This window comes from Enterobacter quasihormaechei (genome assembly GCF_004331385.1).
GTDB classification, from domain to species: domain Bacteria; phylum Pseudomonadota; class Gammaproteobacteria; order Enterobacterales; family Enterobacteriaceae; genus Enterobacter; species Enterobacter quasihormaechei.
On record NZ_SJON01000010.1, the window covers coordinates 97,424 to 120,697 of the forward strand.

Here is a 23,274-nt window from a genome sequence, read left to right on the forward strand (position 1 = left end):
AGGAGTTTTGGCATGGGGATGACCACCATGGGGGTTAAGCTGGATGACGCTACCCGCGAACGGATTAAAACCGCTGCGACCCGCATCGACCGCACACCGCACTGGTTAATCAAGCAGGCGATTTTTAACTATCTGGAAAGACTGGAGAGTGAAGAAGGTCTGCCGGAGCTGCCTGCCCTGCTGGCGGGCGCAGCGAACGAAAGCGAAGAGGCCGTAACGGCCGTTGAAGAGAACCACCAGCCCTTCCTCGACTTCGCCGAGCAGATCCTGCCGCAGTCCGTCAGCCGTGCCGCCATTACCGGCGCTTACCGCCGTGCCGAAACCGACGCCGTTCCGATGCTGCTGGAGCAGGCACGCCTGCCGGAAGCCGTGGCCGCTCAGGCGCACAGCCTGGCGTATCAGCTCGCCGACAGGCTACGTAACCAGAAAACCGCCAGCGGACGCGCCGGCATGGTGCAGGGCCTGTTGCAGGAGTTCTCTCTCTCTTCTCAGGAAGGCGTGGCGCTGATGTGTCTGGCAGAAGCGCTGCTGCGTATTCCGGATAAAGCCACCCGCGACGCGCTGATCCGCGACAAAATCAGCAACGGCAACTGGCAGTCCCACATTGGCCGCAGCCCGTCGCTGTTCGTTAACGCCGCCACCTGGGGCCTGCTGTTTACCGGCAAGCTGGTTTCTACCCATAATGAAGCCAACCTGTCACGCTCGCTGAACCGCATTATCGGCAAGCGCGGCGAGCCGCTGATCCGCAAGGGCGTGGACATGGCGATGCGCCTGATGGGCGAGCAGTTCGTCACCGGGGAGACCATTGCTGAAGCGCTGGCGAACGCCCGCAAGCTGGAGGACAAAGGTTTCCGCTACTCCTACGACATGCTGGGTGAAGCGGCGCTGACCGCCGCCGACGCGCAGGCCTACATGGTCTCTTACCAGCAGGCGATCCACGCCATCGGTAAAGCGTCTAACGGCCGCGGTATTTATGAAGGTCCGGGCATCTCTATCAAGCTTTCTGCCCTGCACCCGCGCTACAGCCGTGCGCAGTATGACCGGGTGATGGAAGAACTCTATCCGCGCCTGAAATCCCTGACCCTGCTGGCGCGTCAGTACGACATCGGCATCAACATCGACGCCGAAGAGGCTGACCGTCTGGAGATCTCCCTCGATCTGCTGGAAAAACTGTGCTTCGAGCCGGAGCTGGCGGGCTGGAACGGGATTGGTTTCGTTATCCAGGCCTACCAGAAACGCTGTCCGTTCGTCATTGATTACCTGATTGATCTGGCCAGCCGCAGCCGTCGCCGCCTGATGATCCGCCTGGTGAAAGGCGCCTACTGGGACAGCGAAATCAAACGCGCCCAGATGGAAGGGCTGGAAGGTTATCCGGTCTATACCCGCAAGGTGTACACCGACGTCTCTTACCTCGCCTGTGCTAAAAAACTGCTCGGCGTGCCGAACCTGATTTATCCGCAGTTCGCCACCCACAACGCCCACACCCTGGCGGCCATTTACAGCCTGGCGGGGCAAAACTACTATCCGGGCCAGTACGAGTTCCAGTGCCTGCACGGGATGGGTGAGCCGCTGTATGAACAGGTGACCGGGAAAGTGGCCGACGGCAAGCTGAACCGTCCGTGCCGTATCTATGCCCCGGTGGGCACCCACGAAACCCTGCTGGCGTACCTGGTGCGTCGTCTGCTGGAGAACGGGGCGAACACCTCCTTCGTTAACCGGATTGCCGACACCACGCTACCGCTCGACGAACTGGTGGCCGATCCGGTACAGGCCGTAGAGAAGCTGGCGGCGCAGGAAGGCCAGATTGGTCTGCCGCATCCGAAAATTGCCCTGCCGCGCGAGCTGTACGGCGCGGGCCGCGTCAACTCGGCGGGCCTGGATCTGGCGAACGAACACCGCCTGGCGTCGCTCTCTTCTGCTCTGCTCAACAGCGCATTGCAGAAATGGCAGGCCAAACCGATCCTTGAGCAGTCCGTTGAGGACGGTGAAATGCAGCCGGTGATCAACCCGGCAGAGCCGAAGGATATCGTCGGCTACGTGCGCGAAGCCACGGAAGCGGAAGTGGATCAGGCGCTGGAGAGCGCGGTGAATAACGCGCCAATCTGGTTTGCCACCCCGCCGCAGGAGCGTGCCGCCATTCTGGAACGTGCTGCGGTGCTGATGGAAGATCAGATGCAGCAGCTCATCGGCATTCTGGTGCGTGAGGCGGGGAAAACCTTCAGCAACGCCATCGCCGAGGTGCGTGAGGCGGTCGACTTCCTGCACTACTACGCCGGTCAGGTGCGCGATGATTTCGACAACGAAACGCACCGCCCGCTCGGTCCGGTGGTCTGTATCAGCCCGTGGAACTTCCCGCTGGCGATCTTCACTGGCCAGATTGCCGCGGCCCTTGCCGCAGGCAACAGCGTGCTGGCGAAACCGGCGGAGCAAACCCCGCTGATTGCCGCTCAGGGCATTAACATTCTGCTGGAAGCCGGCGTACCGGCGGGCGTGGTGCAACTGCTGCCAGGGCGCGGTGAAACGGTGGGTGCCAAACTGACCTCCGATAACCGCGTGCGCGGCGTGATGTTTACCGGGTCGACCGAAGTGGCCTCCCTGCTGCAACGCAACATTGCTACCCGTCTGGATGCACAGGGCCGTCCGACGCCGCTGATCGCCGAAACTGGCGGCATGAACGCCATGATCGTGGACTCCTCGGCGCTGACCGAACAGGTGGTTGTTGACGTGCTGGCCTCCGCCTTCGACAGCGCAGGCCAGCGCTGTTCCGCCCTGCGCGTGCTGTGCTTACAGGATGACGTGGCTGACCACACCCTAAAGATGCTGCGCGGCGCGATGGCGGAATGCCGCATGGGCAACCCGGGCCGTCTCACCACCGACATCGGGCCGGTGATCGACGCGGAAGCCAAAGCCAACATTGAAAACCACATTCAGACCATGCGTGCCAAAGGCCGTCCGGTGTTCCAGGCGGTGCGCGAGAACGGTGAAGATGCCCGCGAGTGGCAGACCGGCACCTTCGTGCCGCCTACGCTTATCGAGCTGGCAAGCTTCGACGAGCTGAAAAAAGAGGTCTTCGGTCCGGTGCTGCACGTGGTGCGCTACAGCCGTAACAACCTCAACGCGCTTATCGATCAGATTAACGCTTCGGGTTACGGCCTGACGCTCGGCGTGCATACCCGTATCGACGAAACCATTGCCCAGGTAACCGGCAATGCCAAAGTGGGCAACCTGTACGTCAACCGTAACATGGTTGGCGCAGTCGTGGGCGTACAGCCGTTCGGCGGCGAAGGTCTTTCCGGTACGGGTCCGAAAGCGGGCGGTCCGCTCTATCTGTACCGTCTGCTGGCGAACCGTCCGGAAAATGCGCTCGGCGTGACGCTGGCGCGTCAGGACGCTGAATACCCGGTGGATGCGCAGGTGAAAGCCGTGCTGACCCAGCCGCTGGACGCGCTGATTAAGTGGGCTGATAACCGTCCTGAACTGCGTGCGATTGCGCAGCAGTACGGCGAGCTGGCGCAGGCCGGTACGCAGCGTCTGCTGCCGGGCCCTACCGGCGAGCGCAACACCTGGACGCTGATGCCGCGCGAGCGCGTGCTGTGCGTGGCGGATAACGAGCAGGACGCGCTGGTGCAGCTGGCTGCCGCGACGGCAACGGGCTGTGAGGTGCTGTGGCCGGAAGATGACCTGCATCGCGACCTCGCCAAACAGCTGCCAAAAGCGGTCTCGGCGCGCATTCGCTTTGCCAAGGCTGACGCCCTGTTGACCCAGCCGTTTGACGCGGTGATCTACCACGGTGATTCCGACCAGCTGCGCGAACTGTGCGAGCAGGTCGCGGCCCGCAGCGGCGCGATTGTTTCGGTGCAGGGCTTCGCCCGCGGGGAAACCAACCTGCTGCTGGAGCGCCTGTACGTTGAACGTTCTCTCAGCGTCAACACGGCGGCAGCGGGCGGTAACGCCAGCCTGATGACAATCGGATAATCGTGTAAACTCCCCGGTGGCGCTACGCTTACCGGGGCTACACAATAACCGCAGGCCGGATAAGCACAGCGCATCCGGCTTTTTTACATGGAGGGGATGATGAAAAGAGTATTTCTCGCAGGGGCAGTACTGCTGCTCAGCACCAGCGCGCTGGCCAACGAGTGCGACAACGCCACTACGCAGCTTGAACTGAACACCTGTAGCGCGCAGCAGTATCAGGCCGCCGATAAAAAGCTTAACGAGACGTATCAGGCCGCCATCAAGCGGGCGGCAGCACCCCAGCGCGACCTGCTGAAAAAAGCGCAGCAGTCGTGGATTAGCCTGCGCGACGCGGACTGCGCGTTTATCGGTTCGGGCACGGAAGGCGGGAGCGTTCAGCCAATGATTGTGAACCAGTGTCTGGCGGAGAAAACCGTGGAGCGTGAAGCGTTTCTGGCCTCGCTGATGCAGTGTGAAGAGGGCGACCTAAGCTGCCCTCTCCCGCCGGGCAATTAACGCACGCGGATCCCTTCGATAATCATCCGCTGCACGTTTTCGAGGGTGCTCTGGAAAAATGCCTCATCCTGAAGCGTTTTACCGGTCACCGCCTCAACCTGGGCCGCGAAGTCAGCATAGTGCTGGGTAGCGGCCCAGATCATAAAGATCAGATGCTGCGGGTCGACCGGTGCCAGCTTTCCGCTGGCGACCCATCCGGCAATAATGGCCGACTTATCGTCCACCAGCTGCTTTAAATCGCCGGTCAGTTCCGCCTGCAACAGCGGCGCGCCCTGTAACATCTCCAGACAGAACAGCCTGGATGCCTGCGGATAATCACGCGACACCTCCAGCTTCAGGCGTATGTACTCCTCGATCGCCACCAGCGGGGCCAGCTCTTCGCGAAATGCCTTGAGCGGCGCGAGCCAGATATCGAGGATCTGCTGCATCACCGCCACATACAGCGCCTCTTTCGACGGGTAGTAGTAGAGCAGATTGGTCTTGGAGACCCCGGCTTGCTCAGCCACCTGTTCAAGACGCGTCCCGTGAATACCAAACTGCGAAAAGGTCTCCAGCGCGGCGCTGAGGATCGCCTGTTTCTTGGCGCTCACCGCCTGCGAACGTTTTCCGGGTGTTTTCACTGCGCCTTGTGTCATTTCCGCTCTCCATTTTCTTTCCTGCGCTCAGCATAGCAAAACCCCCGCCTCGCCACGACCTTCTGCACTCCCATCGCGCATGAGCGCCTGTTTTCTGTGCAATGTTTTTGACCAGTCAGTCCACATTTTTAGCACCCAGTTAATCAACCAATGTTAACGTATTAATAACAAAGCAGATTTCAAAACTGGCACTCCCTTTGCAAAAACGCCGTTACACCTGCGACGTAATGAAGAGAGGTTCGTGATGAAAATTGGCGTATTTGTACCGATCGGCAACAACGGCTGGCTTATCTCGACCACTGCCCCGCAGTACATGCCGACCTTTGAGCTGAACAAAGCTATCGTGCAGAAGGCGGAACACTACCATTTCGATTTTGCGCTCTCGATGATTAAGCTGCGCGGTTTCGGCGGCAAGACCGAATTCTGGGACCACAACCTGGAGTCTTTTACCCTGATGGCGGGCCTGGCGGCGGTAACCTCCCGCATCCAGATTTACGCCACCGCCGCCACTCTCACCCTGCCCCCGGCGATCGTGGCGCGGATGGCCTCCACCATTGACTCCATTTCCGGCGGACGCTTTGGCGTTAACCTGGTCACCGGCTGGCAAAAGCCGGAGTACGAGCAGATGGGGCTCTGGCCGGGGGATGATTACTTCTCCCGCCGCTACGACTACCTGACCGAATACGTACAGGTGCTGCGCGACCTGTGGGGCACCGGCAAAAGCGACTTCAAAGGCGACTTCTTCACCATGAACGACTGCCGCGTCAGTCCGCAGCCGTCGGTGCCGATGAAGGTGATCTGCGCCGGGCAGAGCGACGCGGGGATGGAATTCTCCGCGAAATATGCTGACTTCAACTTCTGCTTCGGCAAAGGCGTTAACACCCCTGCCGCCTTCGCCCCGACCGCCGCGCGCATGAAAGAGGCCGCCGACAAAACCGGGCGCGACGTGGGCTCGTACGTGCTGTTCATGGTCATTGCCGACGAAACCGACGACGCCGCACGCGCCAAATGGGAGCGGTACAAGGACGGCGCTGACGACGACGCCCTGAGCTGGCTTACCGAGCAGAGTCAGAAAGACACCCGTTCCGGCGCAGACACCAACGTGCGCCAGATGGCCGACCCGACCTCTGCCGTCAATATCAACATGGGCACCCTTGTGGGCTCGTATGCCAGCGTCGCCAGAATGCTCGACGAAGTGGCTGCCGTGCCCGGCGCGGAAGGCGTGCTGCTGACCTTCGATGATTTTCTTAGCGGCGTGGAAACCTTCGGCGAGCGCATTCAGCCGCTGATGCAGTGCCGCGCCCATATCCCTGCCGTCACGAAGGAGGTGGCGTAATGACGACGTTAAACGCTCGCCCGGAAGCCATCACCTTTGCGCCGCAGCAGAGCGCGCTGATCGTGGTGGACATGCAAAACGCCTACGCCAGCAAAGGCGGTTATCTCGATCTGGCGGGGTTTGACGTCTCCGCCACGCGGCCGGTGATCGAGAACATCAAAACCGCCGTTCACGCCGCGCGCGCTGCGGGCATGCTCATCGTCTGGTTCCAGAACGGCTGGGACGACCAGTACGTCGAAGCCGGCGGCCCCGGCTCACCCAACTTTCACAAATCCAACGCCCTGAAAACCATGCGCAAACGGCCTGAACTCCAGGGCACGCTGCTGGCGAAAGGCGGCTGGGATTATCAGCTGGTGGATGAGCTGGTACCGGAAGCTGGCGATATCGTGCTGCCGAAACCGCGTTACAGCGGCTTTTTCAATACCCCGCTCGACAGCCTGCTGCGCAGCCGGGGCATTCGTCATCTGGTCTTTACGGGCATTGCCACCAACGTGTGCGTGGAGTCGACCCTGCGCGACGGCTTTTTCCTCGAGTATTTTGGCGTGGTGCTGGAAGACGCTACCCACCAGGCCGGGCCAGATTTCGCCCAGAAAGCCGCCCTGTTCAATATCGAAACCTTTTTTGGCTGGGTCAGTAACGTCAATGATTTCTGCGACGCGCTGGATCCCCCGCTCGCCCGTATCGCCTGAGGAGAACCGCTATGCCGAAATCCGTGATTATTCCGCCGGGCACCAGCACTCCGATTGCCCCGTTCGTTCCCGGCACCCTCGCCGACGGCGTGGTGTATGTCTCAGGCACGCTGCCGTTTGATAAAGACAACAACGTGGTGTTTATCAACGACCCAAAGGCGCAAACCCGCCACGTGCTGGAGACGATCAAAACCGTGATCGAAACGGCGGGTGGCACCATGGAGGACGTGACTTTCAACAGCATCTTTATCACCGACTGGAAAAACTACGCCGCGATTAACGAAATCTACGCGGAGTTTTTCCCCGGGGATAAACCGGCGCGGTTTTGTATTCAGTGCGGGCTGGTGAAGCCGGACGCGCTGGTTGAAATCGCCACAGTGGCGCACATTGCACAGTGAGGCGGCCATGAAACTGTCCATTTCACCGCCCCCCTTCGAGGGCGCACCCGTGGTGGTGCTGATTGCCGGGCTCGGCGGCAGCGGGAGCTACTGGCTGCCCCAGCTCGCCGTGCTGGGGCAAGAGTATCAGGTGGTGTGCTATGACCAGCGGGGCACGGGAAATAACCCGGATACCCTGCCGGAAGACTACACCCTGGCGCAGATGGCCGACGAGCTTGCGCTGGCGTTAGCCGGGGCCGGGTTCGCCCGTTACTGCGTGGTGGGCCACGCGCTGGGGGCATTGGTGGGCCTGCGGCTGGCCATCGATAAGCACGATGCCCTTACCGCGCTGGTCTGCGTCAACGGCTGGCTGACCCTCAATGCCCATACCCGCCGCTGTTTTGACGTCCGCGAACGCCTGCTGCATGCGGGTGGCGCGCAGGCATGGGTCGAGGCGCAGCCGCTATTCCTCTACCCGGCAGACTGGATGGCCGCCCGCGCCCCGCGCCTGGAGGCCGAAGAAGCGCTGGCGCTGGCCCATTTTCAGGGCAAAGCCAACCTGCTGCGCCGGCTGCATGCGCTGAAACAGGCCGATTTTAGCCGCCACGCTGCACGCGTTCGCTGCCCCGTGCAGATTATCTGTTCCATCGACGATCTGCTGGTGCCGTCCGTCTGCTCTGCTGAACTGCACACCGCCCTTCCGCATGCCCGTAAAACGGTTATGCGCCAGGGCGGGCATGCCTGCAACGTGACCGAGCCGGACACCTTTAACACCCTGCTGCTGAACGGGCTTGCCAGCCTGCTGCACAGCCCTGAACCCGCTTTGTAAGGAGTTTTAATGAGCGAAGCCATTACGCCCGCCGCGCTGGAAACGCTGTTTACCGGCGCGCGCACCCATAACGGCTGGCTGGATATACCGGTCAGCGACGAGACGCTGCGCGAGATATATGACCTGATGAAATGGGGCCCAACGTCTGCCAATTGCTCACCGGCGCGCATTGTCTTTGTGCGAAGCGCTGAGGGAAAAGCGAAGCTGCGCCCGGCGCTCTCCAGCGGCAACCTGGAAAAAACGCTCACTGCCCCGGTCACGGCGATTGTCGCCTGGGATAGCGAATTCTATGAGCGCCTGCCCGAACTGTTTCCGCACGCCGATGCAAAGCGCTGGTTTACCTCCAGCCCCGCACACGCCGAAGAAACGGCCTTTCGCAACAGCGCAATGCAGGCCGCCTACCTGATTTTCGCCTGCCGCGCGCTGGGGCTGGACACCGGGCCGATGTCCGGCTTTGACCGGCAAAAGGTCGACGATGCCTTTTTCACCGGCACGCTGCTGAAAAGCAACCTGCTGATCAACATTGGCTATGGCGATATGAGCAAAGTCTATGGACGCTTACCGCGTCTGACCTTCGAAGATGCCTGCGGGCTGGCGTAAGGAGCCATCATGACGACACCCGACCAACAAACGTTCCGCGACGCCATGGCCTGCGTCGGTGCGGCGGTCAATATCATCACTACCGACGGCCCGGCGGGAATGGCGGGCTTTACCGCCAGCGCGGTATGCAGCGTGACCGATTCGCCGCCGACGCTGCTGGTTTGCCTCAACCGCGGCGCGTCCGTCTGGCCGACGTTTAGCGAAAACCGCACCCTGTGCGTAAATACGCTCAGCGCCGGACAGGAGCCGTTATCCACTCTTTTTGGCGGCAAAACCCCGATGGAGGAACGCTTTGCCGCCGCGCAATGGGAGACGGGTGAGACGGGCTGCCCGCGTCTGGAGGCGGCGCTGGCCTCGTTCGACTGCCGCATCAGCCAGGTGGTTAGCGTCGGCACCCACGACATTCTGTTCTGCGACATTGTGTCCATTGTTCGCCACCCTGCGCCGCAAGGGCTGGTGTGGTTCGACCGCGGCTACCACGCGCTTATGCGACCCGCCTGTTAACCCGTATGAGGAGACAGATCATGTTCGGACTTCCCCACTGGCAGTTGAAATCGACCTCCACAGACGCAGGCGTGGTCGCGCCGGATGAAAGGCTCCCGCTCGGGCAGACGATGGTGATGGGCGTACAGCATGCGGTCGCGATGTTTGGCGCGACGGTGCTGATGCCCATGCTGATGGGGCTGGATCCTAACCTCGCCATTTTGATGTCGGGTATCGGTACCCTGCTGTTCTTTTTTGTCACCGGCGGGCGCGTGCCCAGCTATCTGGGCTCCAGCGCCGCCTTCGTGGGGGTGGTCATTGCAGCGACCGGATTTAACGGCCAGGGCATTAACCCCAACCTGAGCGTGGCCCTCGGCGGCATTATCGCCTGCGGGCTGGTCTACACCCTGACCGGTCTGGTGGTAATGAAAGTCGGCACGCGCTGGATCGAGCGGATGATGCCCCCCGTCGTCACCGGGGCGGTGGTGATGGCGATTGGCCTGAACCTGGCGCCGATAGCGGTGAAGAGCGTTTCCGGCTCGCCGTTTGAAAGCTGGATGGCGGTGATGACGGTGCTGTGCATCGGCGTGGTGGCGGTCTTTACGCGCGGGATGATCCAGCGGCTGCTGATCCTGGTCGGGCTGATTGCGGCCTGTCTGATCTACGCGCTGCTGACGAACGCGTTCGGTTTTGGCAAGCCGGTCGATTTCACGTTGATTCATCAGGCCGCCTGGTTCGGCATGCCCCAGCTGACCTCGCCCACCTTTAATGCTCAGGCGATGATGCTCATCGCGCCTGTCGCGGTGATTCTGGTGGCTGAAAACCTGGGTCACCTGAAAGCCGTAGCGGGAATGACCGGGCGCAATATGGACCCGTATATGGGACGGGCGTTTGTGGGCGACGGTCTGGCGACCATGCTCTCCGGCTCGGTCGGCGGCAGCGGCGTCACGACCTACGCGGAAAATATCGGCGTCATGGCCGTGACCAAAGTCTACTCCACGCTGGTCTTCGTGGCGGCAGCGGTCATGGCGATGCTGCTCGGCTTCTCACCGAAATTCGGCGCGCTGATCCACACCATTCCGGCCCCCGTCATTGGCGGCGCCTCGATTGTGGTCTTTGGTCTGATTGCCGTCGCGGGAGCTCGCATCTGGGTGCAGAACCATGTTGACCTGAGCCAGAACGGTAACCTGATCATGGTGGCGGTGACGCTGGTGCTGGGTGCGGGGGATTTCGCCCTGACGCTGGGCGGATTTACGGTTGGCGGGATTGGCACGGCGACGTTCGGCGCGATCCTGCTCAACGCCCTGCTTTGCCGCCGGAAAAGGAATGTACCGCAAGGGAAAGCCATCACCCCCTGAACCTGAAATAGCCGGGTGACGCTACGCTTATCCGGCCTACATGCCAATTGTAGGCCCGTGCAAGCGAAGCGCCGCCGGGCTAAACGGGCAGAATGCGCATTGTTAGCTATCTGCCCCTTGTTCAGCGCTCAATCCGGCAGTCGCCTTACGTCGTTTTTTTAACTTCAACTCGCTCACCAGCACCCCGGCGATAATAAACGCCGCGCCCAACAGCGCCAGCAGCGGCAGACGCTCCCCGGCAATACGCCCGAATATCCCCGCCCACACCGGTTCACCGGTATAAATGACCGTCGCCCGCGTCGGCGACACGCTGCGCTGCGCCCAGTTCATGGTGACCTGAATAATGGCGCTGAAAATGCCCAGCCCCAGCGCCACCACGATCAGTCCGGTGGACATCGGCGGGACAGACTCCCCCGCCGGTACCATTGTCGCAAACGCCACCAGCGACGCGGTAGCAAGCTGCACGACCGTCACACGCTTGACGTCCACTTTTCCTGCCCAGGCGCTAATCAGAATAATTTCTGCCGCAATGGCAACGGCCCCCACCAGGGTGATGATCTCCCCCGGCCCCAGCGCCAGCAGATTATTTTCCGGCCCGGCTAATAAAATCAGACCGATGAACGCCAGCACGATGCCGATGCACGACATCAGGCCCGGGATCCTGCCGAGGCACAGCCATTGCAATAGCGGCACCAGCGGCACGTACATGGCGGTGATGAAGGCGGATTTGCTGCTGGAGATAGACTGTAGTCCCCACGTTTGCAGGCTGTAGCCCATGGCAATCGCCACGCCAATGGCCACGCCGGCTTTAAGCTCCCGCAGGGTCAACCCGCGCAGGGTTTTCAGCGAGATAAGCGCCACGGCAATGGCCGCCGTTGCAAAGCGCAGCCCGACGAAGAAAAAGGGATCGCTGAGCGTGACCGCGTACTGAACGGCGAGAAAGGTTCCGCCCCAGAACATGGTGATCAGGATCAGGATGGCTTCCTGAGGCTTTATGGAGAAGGTAAAACGGGAAACGGACATGAGACACCAGCACGAAGATTCAATCCTGTAGTGTGCGATGCCTTTGGCGACAGTTCAATGTGACAGACATAAAAAAACCGCCGGGAAACCCGGCGGCAGAGAGTTAACCCGGCTTACTACTTGTTGCTGCCGTGGCTATTTTTACCCCCTTTTTTACCAGCCTCTGATGCGCGCTGAGGGTCATTTTTGAAGTTGCCCCCGCTGGACTGGCCACCTTTACGACCTGCTTCTGATGCTCTTTCACGGTCTTCAGCGAAATTACCTGAACCACCACGATGGTTTGCCATCTCTAACCTCCAGAGTGTGAAACATTAGACATCATATTGCATTCAGTAAAAGAGGATTCTTTCACCTCGCGGCTCAAGGACAGTGCCTTTATCTGTGCCGCGTGAAGTTAAGCTTAGTGTAATGCGGCTATCCGGCAAGCGAGAGGTAATATTCTGCAACATGATCTCAGCCTTTCGTATGAAATATTGCGCGGGTTATTCATAAGCCGTTCTTATATTTTGAAAAATCCGCGCTGCGAAAGTTGTTTCATTTTGCTACAAAGCACATATCCAGAAGATATTGTTATATATCAAATAAATGCCGTTCATTTTTGCAGTCTGGCCGTGATGTCATATCTTTAAAGTAACGCAGCGATCCGCTGTCAGAAAAACCAACGAGGAGTGATGCAAAATGGCAAAAGTTCTGGTGCTCTATTATTCCATGTATGGACACATTGAAACCATGGCTCACGCTGTAGCAGAAGGCGCTAACAGAGTAGACGGCGTTGAGGTCGTGGTTAAACGCGTACCGGAAACCATGCAGGCGGAAGCCTTCGCCAAAGCCGGCGGGAAAATACAAAATGCCCCGGTGGCCACCCCGCAGGAACTCGCGGACTACGATGCCATTATCTTCGGCACCCCAACCCGCTTCGGCAATATGTCGGGCCAGATGCGCACCTTCCTCGACCAGACTGGCGGGCTATGGGCCTCCGGCGCGCTGTACGGCAAGCTGGCCAGCGTGTTCAGCTCTACCGGCACGGGCGGCGGCCAGGAGCAGACGATCACTTCCACCTGGACAACGCTTGCGCATCATGGGATGGTCATTGTGCCGATTGGCTACGGCGCGCAGGAACTGTTTGATGTCTCCCAGGTCCGTGGGGGTACGCCCTATGGCGCAACAACGATTGCCGGTGGGGATGGTTCACGTCAGCCAAGCAATGAAGAACTTTCAATCGCCCGCTACCAGGGTGAATACGTCGCGGGTCTTGCCAAAAAACTGAACGGCTAACCCAACAGGAGGACAAGTATGCCAACTCAAGAATCCAAAGCTCATCACGTGGGCGAATGGGCAAGTTTACGCAATACCTCTCCGGAGATTGCCGAAGCCATCTTTGAAGTCGCCAATTATGACGAAAAGCTGGCCGAGCAGATTTGGGAAGAAGGCAACGATGAGGTGCTGATTCGCGCCTTCGAAAAAACCGACAAAGACTCGCTGTTCTGGGGCGAGCAAACCATCGAACGTAAAAACGTCTGAACGTATCCCCCCGCTCGCGCGGGGGGTCTCTTCTATTTCGCCGCGTTATTCATCACCGCATTGAATTTATCAATCGGACAGAAGCCGTTTCCGTCAACCGGACACCCCTTCAGCTCCAGCGTTACGCGCTGAGCAGGGGATTGCAGCGACAGTACGCTGGCGTTCCGCAACTGGGCTGAACTCTGGTAGACATACTCAATTTTCATCAGCTCCTGGTTGCTGTTTTTGTCATGCCAGCGCTGGAAAACAATTTTGCCGCCAATCGGGGTGCGTTCCTGCTGGTCGTGCAGCTGATACGGCCTGAAGTCCAGCGCGGTCAGCATCGAGGCGATGTTGGAGTCATGTCCCACCAGCAGGGTGATTCTGGGCGCGTTTGCCTGTTCGGTCACCAGCGTTTTATCAATGTACTTCACCAGCGGTTTCGCCACGTTTTGCGCCACCTCCGTCGAGGTAAACAGCGAGTCCTGATAGCCGTTTTTCAGCTTCGACAGCACCCGCCACTGCTGATCGGTTTTGATCTCTCCCCAGGCCACCCGATCGGCCGGGAAGCCTTCGTAATATTGCAGGGTGAAGGCATCCACCAGTGAGTTACCCACCTTCAGCGGCCCCGATACGCCCGGCTCTTTTTCATAGTCGGCGCTGAACGTATCTTTTGCCTCCGTCAGGGAGCAGACGTTTTTCTCCTTGCAGGACGGCGAGTCGCTGTAGTTTGTCAGCTGTTCCAGCAGCCTGTAGCTTTCATCCAGCTGCATTTTCTGCCGTTCCGTCTCCATCGCCTTCAGCGCTTTCTCACGAAACGCAGGGGAGTTATCGGTAATGACCGGATTGAAGGTGGGGTCCATGGTGCCCATTTTTTCCTGATGATGCACAGGAACGTCGCACCCCGGGAACGCGCCGGTGATAAAGAACTGCGCGGTCGCCACGGTGCGCTGAAGGCTATTTGCGTAGGCATAGACGGTATCCGCTGGCGGGCACTCTCCCGTCTTCACCATCCCCTGCTCTGCCAGCCACTCGCGCATATAGTGGCCCATGTACACTTCCAGCACACCGCCTTTGGTGGTCAGCTGTCCACCGGGTACGTCCCATTCCGGCCACTGCTTCGGCGTGGACTGCTCCAGCACGCTGCCGTTATTGGCGAGCGGCGCGCGCAGGTTATGGCGGCTCATGATGAGCACCTGTTGTAACTGATAACCTTCCGGCGCGTCCTGTGCCTGCGCCCCAAACGTCACTGAAAGCGTTCCTGCCACGGCGACAGCGAGTAGTGCTTTTCTCATCCCTTTTTCCTCATGCGTTTTTATCGTTACGCTGAGTGTGACAGACTGGTGACCGTTTTTTCGGGAAGCATTTCTCAAACTGATGAATACGTTCAGACGCTGATGCCGGTGACGATGCCGACATACAGCGCCGCCCATGCGCAGGCTGACAGCAGGCTAACGACGTAAACCTTCATCGCGCTCATCCTGAGCATGCCGGCCGCCAGCGGCACGATATAGCGCAGCACCGCCAGGAAACGCGACGTGAACAGCGCGACTACGCCGTTCTTTTGCAACTGATGCTGTACCCGCAGAAACTTATCGGCATGTTTTGCGGTGAGGCGTGACACCAGCCGGGTATGCCCCATCAGATGGCCGATATGGTAATTCAGCACCGAACCTGCCGTAGCGCCCATCACCACCGCCAGCCACGTCATGCCGGGATGCAGACTCGACTGGCTGACGGCGATCCCCGCCATCAGCATGACCGATGCGGGCGGCAGCACCGACGAGACCAGCACCGTCGATTTACTCAACGCCATAACAACGAGCAGCGCGAACAGATGCGTCGGATAATGCGCAAAATGATCCAGCAGCGTGTCCAGCCATGCCATTTCACTCTCTCCGGTAACAAATGAATTCTTCATTTAAAAAGAAAACAGTTAAATAAAACCTCAACATGTGATTAATACTATTCATTTAAACCGTTCTTAAACATTATTAAAATTCCTCAGCAGCAGTTTTAAATAAGCGTATTATCCCTCACGTTTTACAACGATCTCGTTATGGCGAGGCTCCTGTACAAATACACGTTATCGCTCTGGTGGGTTCGAGAGAACCGGCACAGGGTAAAACAGGCACTGTCGAATCAAGGCTTTGTCAGTATAACTTCCCTTACGGGATACGGTGTACAGTGCTGAACCCAGGACGTGGGGATCTCCTTTTCGACATGCCCTGTCTTGCTCGCCCCTGAGAGATTTTATTATTCAAAGGGAATTTACTATGTCTTACGCTATTCACAACCAAAACCCGGCTTTTAATGACAGCGCCATCGCGCAATATATGAATACCGATTTTATTGTTATCGATATTTCATTATGCGTGGCTCTGGCACGCGAGCAGTTTTTCGAAAAATTAAAAGACGATGATATTCCTTCACATATTTTTATCGAGGATAACGGTCGCCTCGCGGGTTTGATTGCCGTTCGCAAATTATTGCAGGCCACGGATACCGTGCAGCCAGTTAAGCGACTGATGATATCGGATTTTATTCAGCTCAAACCGGAAGATGAGCGAACGGATGTCGCTGGGGTGCTGGCGCACGCGGGTGCGGATGTCGTGCCGGTGGTCACCCACGGCAAGCTGGTGGGCTGCCTCACCGAGCGCGAAATCGCTCACCTGCTGGAAGATGACGTCACCGAAGATGCGCAGCTTCAGGGGGCGACCCTGCCGCTGGAAAAACCCTACCTGGAAACCAGCGCCTTCAGCCTGTGGAAGAAGCGCTCCGTCTGGCTGCTGCTGCTGTTTGTTGCGGAAGCGTATACCAGCTCGGTGATCCAGCATTTTGAAGAGGCGCTGGAATCTGCCATTGCGCTGGCGTTCTTTATTCCGCTGCTGATTGGCACGGGCGGGAACAGCGGAACGCAGATCACCTCCACGCTGGTGCGCGCCATGGCGCTGGGTGAGGTCCACCTTCGCGATGTGGGCCGCGTGCTGCGCAAAGAGATGAGCACGTCGTTGATGATTGCCGCCACGCTGGGTCTGGCGGGCTGCGTTCGCGCCTGGATGATGGGTATCGGGATGGAAATCACGCTTATCGTCAGCCTGACGCTGGTCTGCATTACGCTGTGGAGCGCCATCGTCTCGTCGGTGATCCCGATGGTACTGAAACGCTGCAAAATCGACCCGGCGGTCGTCTCCGCGCCGTTTATCGCCACGCTGATTGACGGTACCGGGCTCATTATCTACTTCAAAATCGCGCAGTATACGCTGGGGCTGGAATAACGAAAAAACCCTGCGATATTGCTATCGCAGGGTTTCTGAATTTGGCGGAAGCGTAGAGATTCGAACTCTAGAACCCTTTCGGGTCGCCGGTTTTCAAGACCGGTGCCTTCAACCGCTCGGCCACGCTTCCAAAGTGAGGCGCACTATAAACATCTCTGAGCATGATGTAAAGCAGGAAATTGCATTACCTTGAGCATCTTGCGTCGTTCCCTTCCGCCCAGATGATTTCTTCATCATCGACTGGCTAAAATGTAAACATTTATTTTTACATTCATTAATTTTATCAGTTTTACCGGGTGTGATTTAGACTTTTTTTCATACAACACCCGTTAACCCAGCCTCACTGCGATAAGTGAGTCCCCATGACTTTATTCAACGGCAATTATGAATTTTATTTTTATCAGTGATAACTATTACCTGTGCCGCGGGGTCTCAAGCGCCATGACATCGACCCATTTAATTCGCGATAAGAAAGATATTCACGATCTTGATGAGGTCGATCCGACGCTGGATTTTATCATTGCGATTGAACAGGATACGTTACGCAATAGCACTATCCAGCAGGTCAAAAAAATCAGGCGTGATTACATTGTCCTGATGCATGAGATAGAAGCGAATCGCGCGGTGAGAATCGACAATATTATCTATTCATCAATGCATTTTAGCGTTCATCCTTTTCAGCAACTGATGCGATTTTATCGGGCGCTCAGAACGCACTCGTTTACGCGACGCGAGTATGACGTGCTGAAGCTTTTTCATCTGGAAAACCATGAAATTGCGAAAAAGCTGCAACTGTCACAAAAAACGACCAGCACCTACCGCGTGAAGATCCTCGAAAAATTAAATATGCGCGCTAAAAACATTCTGGCGATGTCCCGGGTGAAATCGGCGATTGTCGATCAGAAGCTGTGACCCGATCTGCCCGTTAAATTCCTCAAACGCCCCCTTTCTCCGGCTATGCAGTTCATTGCGGGCAACTGCGGTTGCTCTCAATCACAATACCTGTATTATGTTATAACATAACAATTACTGGATTGCGTTCTATGTTTCTCAAAAAAGGGTTATTACTGGCGTCGCTGCTTTCCACTACGCCTGCCGCTTTTGCAGTGACCTCCTGGCCCCTTACGGTTGAAAATTGCGGCATAAAGCAGGCCTTTGCGAAGGCTCCTCAGCGCGTCGTGACCGTAGGTCAGCATGAAACAGAATTACTGCTCGCTCTGGGGCTGGACAAAAAGATAGCCGCGACGTCGGTCTGGTTTGGCAAACTTCCGGCTCCGCTGGCGGAGGCCGGGAAACACCTTCCCCGGCTTGCGGATAACTCGCCATCCTTTGAAGCCGTAGTGGGACAGAAGCCTGAGCTCGTTCTCGCGCAGTATCACTGGCACATTGGTCCGCAGGGCGAAGTGGGGACACGTGAGCAGTTTGCGTCGCTGGGGATTAATACGTGGATCTCCCCTGCCGACTGCACGGATAAAGCGGTGACGGAAACGTCAAACGCAGACGGGGCACGAAGCGCGCCGTTTTCGCTGGCGGAAATCACGCGGGAAGTGACAGAGCTGGCGACGATTTTTGATGTTTCCGCACGGGGTGAACAGCTCAACCGCGCCCTGACGGCACGTATCGAAAAGGCCCGGGCGCGCGTCTTTGCGAAACCGCTTAGCGTCGTTTTCTGGTTCTCCAGCAGCCGTCTGAATGGCGATCCCTGGGTGGCGGGAAATTATGGCGCGCCGGGCTGGATCAGCCGTACGCTGGGGTTGAAGAACATTATTGACTCCCACGACGAATGGCCTGCCGTAACGTGGGAACATATTGCCCAATCGCAGCCGGACGTGATTGTCATCGCAGAGATGTCCCGCAGGCTCTACCCTGCCGATGACGTTGCGGTAAAACAGGCGTTCCTGCGAAGTGACCCGGTGACAAAGAACCTGCCTGCGGTCAGGAACAATCACATTATTGTGGTGCCGGCAATGTCGTTAAACCCTTCAATGCGTAACGTCGATGCGGTTGAGCTTATCAGCGATCGGCTGGCTTCATTTCAGGACGAATAATGCGTCATTTCTTCACTGACCGCCGCCAGCAGGGGTTACTGGCGACAGGCCTCCTGGCGCTGCCGCTGATGTTGGTTTTTGCCGCGAGTATCGGCGATATGCCGGTATCGTATGCCATTACCGGAAAAGCGATCCTCAACGGCCTGGGATTGACATCATACGATCTGCCGCAGCCAGAGGAAGGCATCGTCTGGCAGTACCGCATGAGCCGGGCGCTGATGGCTGCGTGCAGCGGCGGCGGCCTGGCGCTGTGCGGGCTGGTGTTACAGTCGATCCTGCGTAATCCCCTGGCGGAACCTTATCTGCTGGGCATTTCCGCGGGCGCCTCGCTGGGGGCCGTCTGCGTGATGCTTCTCGGCATCGGAGGAAGCGTGATTGGCGTGAGCAGCGGTGCGTTTGTGGGTGCCTGCGCCGCCTTTGCGCTCATCATGCTGATTACCAACGGCATGAGTGAAAGCCCGTCGCGCATTTTGCTGGCCGGCATTGCGGGCACCCAGCTCTTCAACGCTATGACCGCTTATATCGTCAGCACCTCCGCGAATGCCGAGCAATCCCGCAGCGTTATGTTCTGGTTAATGGGTAGCCTGAGCGGCGTGCGCTGGCCGGACGCGCTGCTGGCCCTGGCCGTGACGCTTGCGGGTTTACTGGTGGTACTTCTCTTTTCGCGTGCGCTGGACACCTTTACCTTCGGGGATGAGGTCTCTACAACGCTGGGCATACCGGTCACCGCCGTGCGTATTCTTTTGTTGCTGACCTGTGCCGTCGTTACCGCAACGCTTGTGAGCGCTATTGGTGCAGTCGGCTTTATGGGGCTGGTCATTCCCCATGTGACGCGCATGCTGAGCGGTCCGGGCCATCGGCGCACGCTCCCGCTGACGTTTCTTATCGGCGCACACTTTATGATCCTGGCCGATATCGTGTCGCGCACGCTGATTGTGCACCAGGTGCTGCCCATCGGTGTGGTGACTGCGCTGGTGGGTGCCCCCGTTTTTATGGCGTTGCTTTATCAGAACCGGAAGGAGCATAGATGAATATTACCGTGGCCGGGTTAACCGTAACCCGACAAGCGCAGACGGTGCTTAAGGAGATCGATCTCAAACTGTCATCCGGGCAGATTGTCGGCCTGTTAGGACCAAACGGCTCGGGCAAGTCTACGCTGCTGCGCTGTCTTGCCGGGCTGTTTCCGCGACTGAGCGAATGTGTTGCGCTTAATGGCACGACGCTTGACATGTTGCCGCTGAAAAAACGTGCGCAGCACATGGCGTTTGTCCCGCAACATGCTGAAGTCGATGGGGAACTGACCGTCGAAGAAATCGTACGGCTGGGACGTACCCCTTACCGAAAGGCGTTTCAAAGAAGCACACGCGAGGATGATGAGGCGGTTGAAGAGGCGATAAGCCTGATGCAGCTGGGCGGATTACGCCAGCGGCGCTGGCAGCATTTGTCCGGCGGGGAACGTCAGCGAAGCCAGATTGCCCGCGCGCTGGCACAGCAGCCGCAGGTGCTGCTGCTCGATGAGCCGACAAACCACCTGGACATACAGCACCAGCTGGAGCTGATGCGGCTGATTTCGCGCCTGCCGCTTACCGTCGTGGTTGCGCTGCACGATCTCAGTCTTGCGGCCAATTTCTGCCAGCGGCTGATCCTCCTGAAAGCCGGACAGATATCAGCCACGGGCGTGCCCGAAGAGGTGTTGACCCCAGCGAACATCGGGAACACCTGGTGCGTAAAAGCTCAGGTCTACAAGACCGACGACGGGATAACGATCAGCTACAGCATGGGTGGCATGGCAGAGACCAGGCGCAAAAGCAAAAAACCCTGCGATATTGCTATCACAGGGTTTTCGAATTTGGCGGAAGCGTAGAGATTCGAACTCTAGAACCCTTTCGGGTCGCCGGTTTTCAAGACCGGTGCCTTCAACCGCTCGGCCACGCTTCCTAAGTGAGGCGAACTATAAACACCTCACCGCGCGCTGTAAAGAGTGCGGGCATTCGTTCGCTTTAAAAATAGCCAAAATGCGTTTAATCGGTTGAATTGACGACAGATTGGCCATTTTGGCAGCATACTATCCCCAGCTTAGCGCGAGTGCTTTTTGATGTACATATCTTTGGTGTAGTAGTACCCAAGCTTGTCCGGCGTGAATCCCCCTACCCACGGTTTCACCAGGTGCGTGCGCACGTAGTGATAGACAGGGATCGCCGGTACGTCACGTCCCAGCAGATCTTCTGCCTGCTGGTAGAACTTACCGCGCTCCTGAGCCGTTTTCGATTTCGCCGCATTCACCAGAGCCCGATCGTAGTCCGGATTGCTGTACTGAGTGGTGTTTTGGCTGTCCCCGGTACGGAAGGTGTTCAGGAAGGTTGCCGCATCGTCGTAATCGGCAATCCAGGCGTAGCGCACCGCGTCAAAGTTGTGGGTGTGCATGGTATCAAGCATGGTTTTCCACTCCTGATTTTGCAGCTTCGCCTCCACGCCGAGGTTCTTCTTCCACATTGAGCTGGCGGCAATCGCAATGCGCTGGTGCGATTCCGAGGTGTTATAGAGGAGATTAAAGCTGAGCGGATGGCTATCGTTAAATCCGGCTTCGGCCAGCAGCTTTTTCGCCTCGGCAATGCGTTTATCCATCGACCAGCTGGCGTAATCCGGGGTCTGTAGCTTGACGCCGCCAATGTCCGGCTGGCTGATCAGCCATGCCGGGCGCTGCCCCTGCCCTAACACTTTCCCGGCGATAATGTCTTTATCCAGCGCCAGGTTCAGCGCCCTGCGCACGCGGGCGTCGTTGAACGGCGGCCGGGTGGTATTGAACTGATAATAATAGGTGGCAAGCTGCGGTGAAACGTCCAGCTCGCTCCCCAGCGTTTTCTTCAGCTGAGCAAACTGGTTGATCGGCACCGTGTAAACAATGTCGATTTCCCCCGCTTTGTAGCGGTTAACGTCTGCGGCTTCAGAGGAGATGGGCAGATAGGTCACCTTGTTGATGACGGTATGTGCGTTATCCCAGTAATGTGGGTTCCGCACCGCCACGATGCGTTCGTTAACCACCCACTGTGACAGCGTATAGGCCCCGCTGCTGACGAAGTGCTCCGGTTTAGTCCACTTCTCACCGAAACGACCGACCAGGACTTTATCTATCGGCACCAGAGACGGATGAGCCAGCATCGCCAGGAAAGCGGCATTTGGCTGCGTGAGCGTAACTTCCAGCGTGGCGTCATTGATGGCTTTCACGCCCAGCGACTCGGGGGCTTTTTTGCCTTCTGCGATATCGGTGCCGTTAACGATACGCATGCTGCCGGGATAGCTGGCATACGGTGAAACGGTTTTCGGGTCGACCAGCCGCTGCCAGCTCCAGACGATATCTTCTGCGGTGATGGGGGTTCCATCGCTCCAGGTGATGCCCGGACGCAAATGAAAGGTCCAGACGGTGTTATCTTTATTTTCCCATTTCTCCGCCAGGCGCGGCTGGATTTCACCTGTTGGAGAGACGCTGACCAGCCCGTCGAATAAATCGCTGATAATATTAAATTCGACATCGCTTTCGACTTTATGCGGGTCGAGCGAGGCGGGTTCACTGCCGTTGTTCCTGACCAGTTCCTGCTTCTCTGCCAGCTGGGTTCCTGCCGGCACGTTAGCCGCCCAGGTTGCCGTGCTGGCGCACAGGATCCCCGCGGTTAACAAAGAGAGCGTAAAGTGCGTGCGTGTTTGTGGTTTCATTTCCTTCGCCTTATTGTCTGTTTTTATGACGATCCGGAAATAACTCTTAGCGGCCTTAGGGAAATAACGCAATATTTTTCAGTAACCTATAAGAGGTTGATCTGCATCCGCTTTGCAAACCGCACTTCATTCTGAATTCAAGTGCTTTCTCAGAAGAAAAAACCAGCATAATCCCTAAGGGGTTGAGTAAAGATGGGTAAAACCACTTTGCGTCTGCCGCGCCGTTTCTTATTCTTTGCGCTAATTACATCTGTCATAAGAGAGTGACTCATGGATCGTATAATTTCTTCTTCACGCGACCGCACATCGCTACTCAGCACCCATAAGGTGCTGCGCAATACCTATTTCATGCTCAGCCTGACGCTGGCGTTTTCAGCCATCACCGCGACGGCCAGCACCGTGCTGATGCTGCCTTCTCCGGGCCTGATCCTGACGCTGGTGGGTATGTATGGTCTGATGTTCCTGACCTATAAAACTGCGGATAAGCCGGTGGGTATTCTTTCCGCGTTCGCCTTTACGGGCTTCCTGGGCTACATCCTGGGGCCAATCCTGAACGCCTATCTGTCTGCCGGAATGGGCGACGTGATCGGGATGGCGCTGGGCGGCACCGCGCTGGTGTTCTTCTGCTGCTCGGCCTACGTGCTGACCACCCGTAAGGACATGTCCTTCCTCGGCGGTATGCTGATGGCGGGTATCGTGATTGTGCTGGTCGGTATGCTGGCGAACATCTTCCTGCAATTGCCTGCTCTGCATCTGGCAATCAGCGCGGTGTTCATCCTGATTTCATCCGGCGCAATCCTGTATGAAACCAGCAACATCATTCACGGCGGTGAGACCAATTACATCCGCGCCACCGTGAGCCTGTACGTGTCGCTGTACAACATCTTCGTCAGCCTGCTGAGCATCCTGGGCTTCGCCAGCCGCGATTAACCCACCG

At 57.9% G+C, this 23,274-nt stretch carries 23 protein-coding genes, 2 tRNA genes and 1 riboswitch; of the genes, 17 read left to right on the top strand and 8 right to left on the bottom strand.

Translation table 11 applies throughout. The features are described from left to right. Positions 1-12 precede the first annotated feature (12 nt). Complete coding sequence (putA, locus tag E0L16_RS14320; protein ID WP_131637206.1) at positions 13-3,975, top strand: trifunctional transcriptional regulator/proline dehydrogenase/L-glutamate gamma-semialdehyde dehydrogenase; 3,963 nt, start codon at positions 13-15, stop codon at positions 3,973-3,975. A gap of 99 nt (positions 3,976-4,074) precedes the next feature. After that, entirely contained in the window at positions 4,075-4,470 is a 396-nt protein-coding gene (locus E0L16_RS14325; RefSeq protein WP_131637207.1) for a lysozyme inhibitor LprI family protein, read from the top strand. Here the strand turns inward: E0L16_RS14325 and rutR are convergent. Further along, positions 4,467-5,105 carry an HTH-type transcriptional regulator RutR gene (gene rutR, locus E0L16_RS14330; RefSeq protein WP_023315786.1) on the bottom strand — a complete coding sequence of 213 codons (639 nt, stop codon included), beginning with the start codon at positions 5,103-5,105 and terminating at the stop codon, positions 4,467-4,469. The two genes, E0L16_RS14325 and rutR, sit on opposite strands and share 4 nt — an antisense overlap. 244 nt (positions 5,106-5,349) lie before the next feature. Between rutR and rutA the strand changes: the two genes are divergently transcribed. From rutA to rutG, 7 genes are read left to right on the top strand one after another with little or no spacing between them, the layout of a single operon-like run. Further along, positions 5,350-6,441, top strand: a complete 1,092-nt coding sequence (gene rutA / locus E0L16_RS14335; protein WP_063866322.1) for a pyrimidine utilization protein A — start codon at positions 5,350-5,352, stop codon at positions 6,439-6,441. Then, positions 6,441-7,130: a pyrimidine utilization protein B gene (gene rutB / locus E0L16_RS14340; protein ID WP_102749652.1), complete on the top strand. Its 690-nt coding sequence runs from the start codon at positions 6,441-6,443 to the stop codon at positions 7,128-7,130. Before rutA ends, rutB begins: the two co-directional genes overlap by 1 nt. Positions 7,131-7,141: 11 nt before the next feature. Further along, on the top strand, positions 7,142-7,528 hold the full coding sequence (gene rutC, locus E0L16_RS14345) for a pyrimidine utilization protein C (RefSeq protein WP_063449116.1): 387 nt from the start codon (positions 7,142-7,144) through the stop codon (positions 7,526-7,528). A gap of 7 nt (positions 7,529-7,535) precedes the next feature. Next, entirely contained in the window at positions 7,536-8,336 is an 801-nt protein-coding gene (gene rutD, locus E0L16_RS14350) for a pyrimidine utilization protein D (RefSeq protein ID WP_131637208.1), read from the top strand. Positions 8,337-8,345: 9 nt separating this feature from the next. Continuing rightward, entirely contained in the window at positions 8,346-8,936 is a 591-nt protein-coding gene (locus E0L16_RS14355; RefSeq protein WP_063449118.1) for a malonic semialdehyde reductase, read from the top strand. Positions 8,937-8,945: 9 nt separating this feature from the next. Next, on the top strand, positions 8,946-9,440 hold the full coding sequence (gene rutF, locus E0L16_RS14360) for an NADH-dependent FMN reductase RutF (protein ID WP_102749649.1): 495 nt from the start codon (positions 8,946-8,948) through the stop codon (positions 9,438-9,440). Positions 9,441-9,460: 20 nt separating this feature from the next. Further along, a complete protein-coding gene (gene rutG / locus E0L16_RS14365) occupies positions 9,461-10,777 on the top strand; it encodes a pyrimidine utilization transport protein G (RefSeq protein WP_131637209.1) in 1,317 nt (438 codons plus the stop codon). 102 nt (positions 10,778-10,879) lie between these two features. Here the strand turns inward: rutG and E0L16_RS14370 are convergent, their stop codons facing one another. Both E0L16_RS14370 and E0L16_RS14375 read right to left on the bottom strand, forming a co-directional pair. Continuing rightward, positions 10,880-11,800, bottom strand: coding sequence for a DMT family transporter (locus E0L16_RS14370; protein ID WP_063866317.1), 921 nt, complete (start codon positions 11,798-11,800; stop codon positions 10,880-10,882). Between the two features lie 116 nt (positions 11,801-11,916). Continuing rightward, positions 11,917-12,087 carry a con-10 family general stress protein gene (locus E0L16_RS14375; protein WP_001273664.1) on the bottom strand — a complete coding sequence of 57 codons (171 nt, stop codon included), beginning with the start codon at positions 12,085-12,087 and terminating at the stop codon, positions 11,917-11,919. Positions 12,088-12,478: 391 nt separating this feature from the next. Between E0L16_RS14375 and wrbA the strand changes: the two genes are divergently transcribed. Continuing rightward, positions 12,479-13,075, top strand: coding sequence for an NAD(P)H:quinone oxidoreductase (gene wrbA / locus E0L16_RS14380; protein ID WP_131637210.1), 597 nt, complete (start codon positions 12,479-12,481; stop codon positions 13,073-13,075). A gap of 18 nt (positions 13,076-13,093) precedes the next feature. After that, positions 13,094-13,321 carry a YccJ family protein gene (locus E0L16_RS14385; RefSeq protein WP_028012649.1) on the top strand — a complete coding sequence of 76 codons (228 nt, stop codon included), beginning with the start codon at positions 13,094-13,096 and terminating at the stop codon, positions 13,319-13,321. A gap of 32 nt (positions 13,322-13,353) precedes the next feature. On the opposite strand, the gene agp is transcribed toward E0L16_RS14385, so the two are convergent. Both agp and E0L16_RS14395 read right to left on the bottom strand, forming a co-directional pair. Continuing rightward, entirely contained in the window at positions 13,354-14,595 is a 1,242-nt protein-coding gene (gene agp / locus E0L16_RS14390) for a bifunctional glucose-1-phosphatase/inositol phosphatase (protein WP_131637211.1), read from the bottom strand. 92 nt (positions 14,596-14,687) lie between these two features. Beyond that, positions 14,688-15,188, bottom strand: a complete 501-nt coding sequence (locus E0L16_RS14395; protein ID WP_131637212.1) for a DedA family protein — start codon at positions 15,186-15,188, stop codon at positions 14,688-14,690. 158 nt (positions 15,189-15,346) lie between these two features. After that, a riboswitch (M-box (ykoK) riboswitch) is annotated at positions 15,347-15,516 on the top strand. A 60-nt stretch (positions 15,517-15,576) separates the two neighbouring features. Between E0L16_RS14395 and E0L16_RS14400 the strand changes: the two genes are divergently transcribed. Further along, positions 15,577-16,578 carry a magnesium transporter gene (locus E0L16_RS14400; protein WP_131637213.1) on the top strand — a complete coding sequence of 334 codons (1,002 nt, stop codon included), beginning with the start codon at positions 15,577-15,579 and terminating at the stop codon, positions 16,576-16,578. A 42-nt stretch (positions 16,579-16,620) separates the two neighbouring features. Here E0L16_RS14400 and E0L16_RS14405 read toward each other — a convergent pair. Further along, a tRNA-Ser gene (locus E0L16_RS14405) sits at positions 16,621-16,708 on the bottom strand. Between the two features lie 254 nt (positions 16,709-16,962). Between E0L16_RS14405 and E0L16_RS14410 the strand changes: the two genes are divergently transcribed. The 4 genes from E0L16_RS14410 to E0L16_RS14425 all read left to right on the top strand — a co-directional run bounded on the left by E0L16_RS14410 (position 16,963) and on the right by E0L16_RS14425 (position 20,490). Further along, a complete protein-coding gene (locus E0L16_RS14410; RefSeq protein ID WP_063449125.1) occupies positions 16,963-17,490 on the top strand; it encodes a LuxR C-terminal-related transcriptional regulator in 528 nt (175 codons plus the stop codon). A gap of 131 nt (positions 17,491-17,621) precedes the next feature. After that, positions 17,622-18,626, top strand: a complete 1,005-nt coding sequence (locus E0L16_RS14415; protein ID WP_131637214.1) for an ABC transporter substrate-binding protein — start codon at positions 17,622-17,624, stop codon at positions 18,624-18,626. Further along, positions 18,626-19,657: a FecCD family ABC transporter permease gene (locus tag E0L16_RS14420; protein ID WP_131637215.1), complete on the top strand. Its 1,032-nt coding sequence runs from the start codon at positions 18,626-18,628 to the stop codon at positions 19,655-19,657. Before E0L16_RS14415 ends, E0L16_RS14420 begins: the two co-directional genes overlap by 1 nt. Next, positions 19,654-20,490 carry an ABC transporter ATP-binding protein gene (locus E0L16_RS14425; protein ID WP_131637216.1) on the top strand — a complete coding sequence of 279 codons (837 nt, stop codon included), beginning with the start codon at positions 19,654-19,656 and terminating at the stop codon, positions 20,488-20,490. Before E0L16_RS14420 ends, E0L16_RS14425 begins: the two co-directional genes overlap by 4 nt. Here E0L16_RS14425 and E0L16_RS14430 read toward each other — a convergent pair. Next, positions 20,477-20,564 (bottom strand) — tRNA-Ser (locus tag E0L16_RS14430). The two genes, E0L16_RS14425 and E0L16_RS14430, sit on opposite strands and share 14 nt — an antisense overlap. Before the next feature lie 138 nt (positions 20,565-20,702). Continuing rightward, positions 20,703-22,337, bottom strand: a complete 1,635-nt coding sequence (locus tag E0L16_RS14435) for an ABC transporter substrate-binding protein (protein WP_131637217.1) — start codon at positions 22,335-22,337, stop codon at positions 20,703-20,705. Between the two features lie 270 nt (positions 22,338-22,607). On the opposite strand from E0L16_RS14435, the gene yccA reads away from it, so the two are divergent. Beyond that, complete coding sequence (gene yccA, locus E0L16_RS14440) at positions 22,608-23,267, top strand: FtsH protease modulator YccA (RefSeq protein WP_047726838.1); 660 nt, start codon at positions 22,608-22,610, stop codon at positions 23,265-23,267. The last annotated feature ends 7 nt before the right edge of the window (positions 23,268-23,274 follow it).

Excerpts from the sequence above, each read along its gene's own strand:
- E0L16_RS14435 (WP_131637217.1), bottom strand. The coding sequence starts at position 22,337 with ATGAAACCACAAACACGCACGCACTTTACGCTCTCTTTGTTAACCGCG.
- wrbA (WP_131637210.1), top strand. The coding sequence starts at position 12,479 with ATGGCAAAAGTTCTGGTGCTCTATTATTCCATGTATGGACACATTGAA.
- E0L16_RS14425 (WP_131637216.1), top strand. The coding sequence starts at position 19,654 with ATGAATATTACCGTGGCCGGGTTAACCGTAACCCGACAAGCGCAGACG.
- rutF (WP_102749649.1), top strand. The coding sequence starts at position 8,946 with ATGACGACACCCGACCAACAAACGTTCCGCGACGCCATGGCCTGCGTC.
- yccA (WP_047726838.1), top strand. The coding sequence starts at position 22,608 with ATGGATCGTATAATTTCTTCTTCACGCGACCGCACATCGCTACTCAGC.
- E0L16_RS14385 (WP_028012649.1), top strand. The coding sequence starts at position 13,094 with ATGCCAACTCAAGAATCCAAAGCTCATCACGTGGGCGAATGGGCAAGT.
- rutC (WP_063449116.1), top strand. The coding sequence starts at position 7,142 with ATGCCGAAATCCGTGATTATTCCGCCGGGCACCAGCACTCCGATTGCC.
- rutB (WP_102749652.1), top strand. The coding sequence starts at position 6,441 with ATGACGACGTTAAACGCTCGCCCGGAAGCCATCACCTTTGCGCCGCAG.
- agp (WP_131637211.1), bottom strand. The coding sequence starts at position 14,595 with ATGAGAAAAGCACTACTCGCTGTCGCCGTGGCAGGAACGCTTTCAGTG.
- E0L16_RS14420 (WP_131637215.1), top strand. The coding sequence starts at position 18,626 with ATGCGTCATTTCTTCACTGACCGCCGCCAGCAGGGGTTACTGGCGACA.
- E0L16_RS14325 (WP_131637207.1), top strand. The coding sequence starts at position 4,075 with ATGAAAAGAGTATTTCTCGCAGGGGCAGTACTGCTGCTCAGCACCAGC.
- rutD (WP_131637208.1), top strand. The coding sequence starts at position 7,536 with ATGAAACTGTCCATTTCACCGCCCCCCTTCGAGGGCGCACCCGTGGTG.
- rutR (WP_023315786.1), bottom strand. The coding sequence starts at position 5,105 with ATGACACAAGGCGCAGTGAAAACACCCGGAAAACGTTCGCAGGCGGTG.
- E0L16_RS14395 (WP_131637212.1), bottom strand. The coding sequence starts at position 15,188 with ATGGCATGGCTGGACACGCTGCTGGATCATTTTGCGCATTATCCGACG.
- rutA (WP_063866322.1), top strand. The coding sequence starts at position 5,350 with ATGAAAATTGGCGTATTTGTACCGATCGGCAACAACGGCTGGCTTATC.
- E0L16_RS14375 (WP_001273664.1), bottom strand. The coding sequence starts at position 12,087 with ATGGCAAACCATCGTGGTGGTTCAGGTAATTTCGCTGAAGACCGTGAA.
- E0L16_RS14415 (WP_131637214.1), top strand. The coding sequence starts at position 17,622 with ATGTTTCTCAAAAAAGGGTTATTACTGGCGTCGCTGCTTTCCACTACG.
- E0L16_RS14410 (WP_063449125.1), top strand. The coding sequence starts at position 16,963 with ATGAATTTTATTTTTATCAGTGATAACTATTACCTGTGCCGCGGGGTC.
- E0L16_RS14355 (WP_063449118.1), top strand. The coding sequence starts at position 8,346 with ATGAGCGAAGCCATTACGCCCGCCGCGCTGGAAACGCTGTTTACCGGC.
- rutG (WP_131637209.1), top strand. The coding sequence starts at position 9,461 with ATGTTCGGACTTCCCCACTGGCAGTTGAAATCGACCTCCACAGACGCA.
- E0L16_RS14400 (WP_131637213.1), top strand. The coding sequence starts at position 15,577 with ATGTCTTACGCTATTCACAACCAAAACCCGGCTTTTAATGACAGCGCC.
- putA (WP_131637206.1), top strand. The coding sequence starts at position 13 with ATGGGGATGACCACCATGGGGGTTAAGCTGGATGACGCTACCCGCGAA.
- E0L16_RS14370 (WP_063866317.1), bottom strand. The coding sequence starts at position 11,800 with ATGTCCGTTTCCCGTTTTACCTTCTCCATAAAGCCTCAGGAAGCCATC.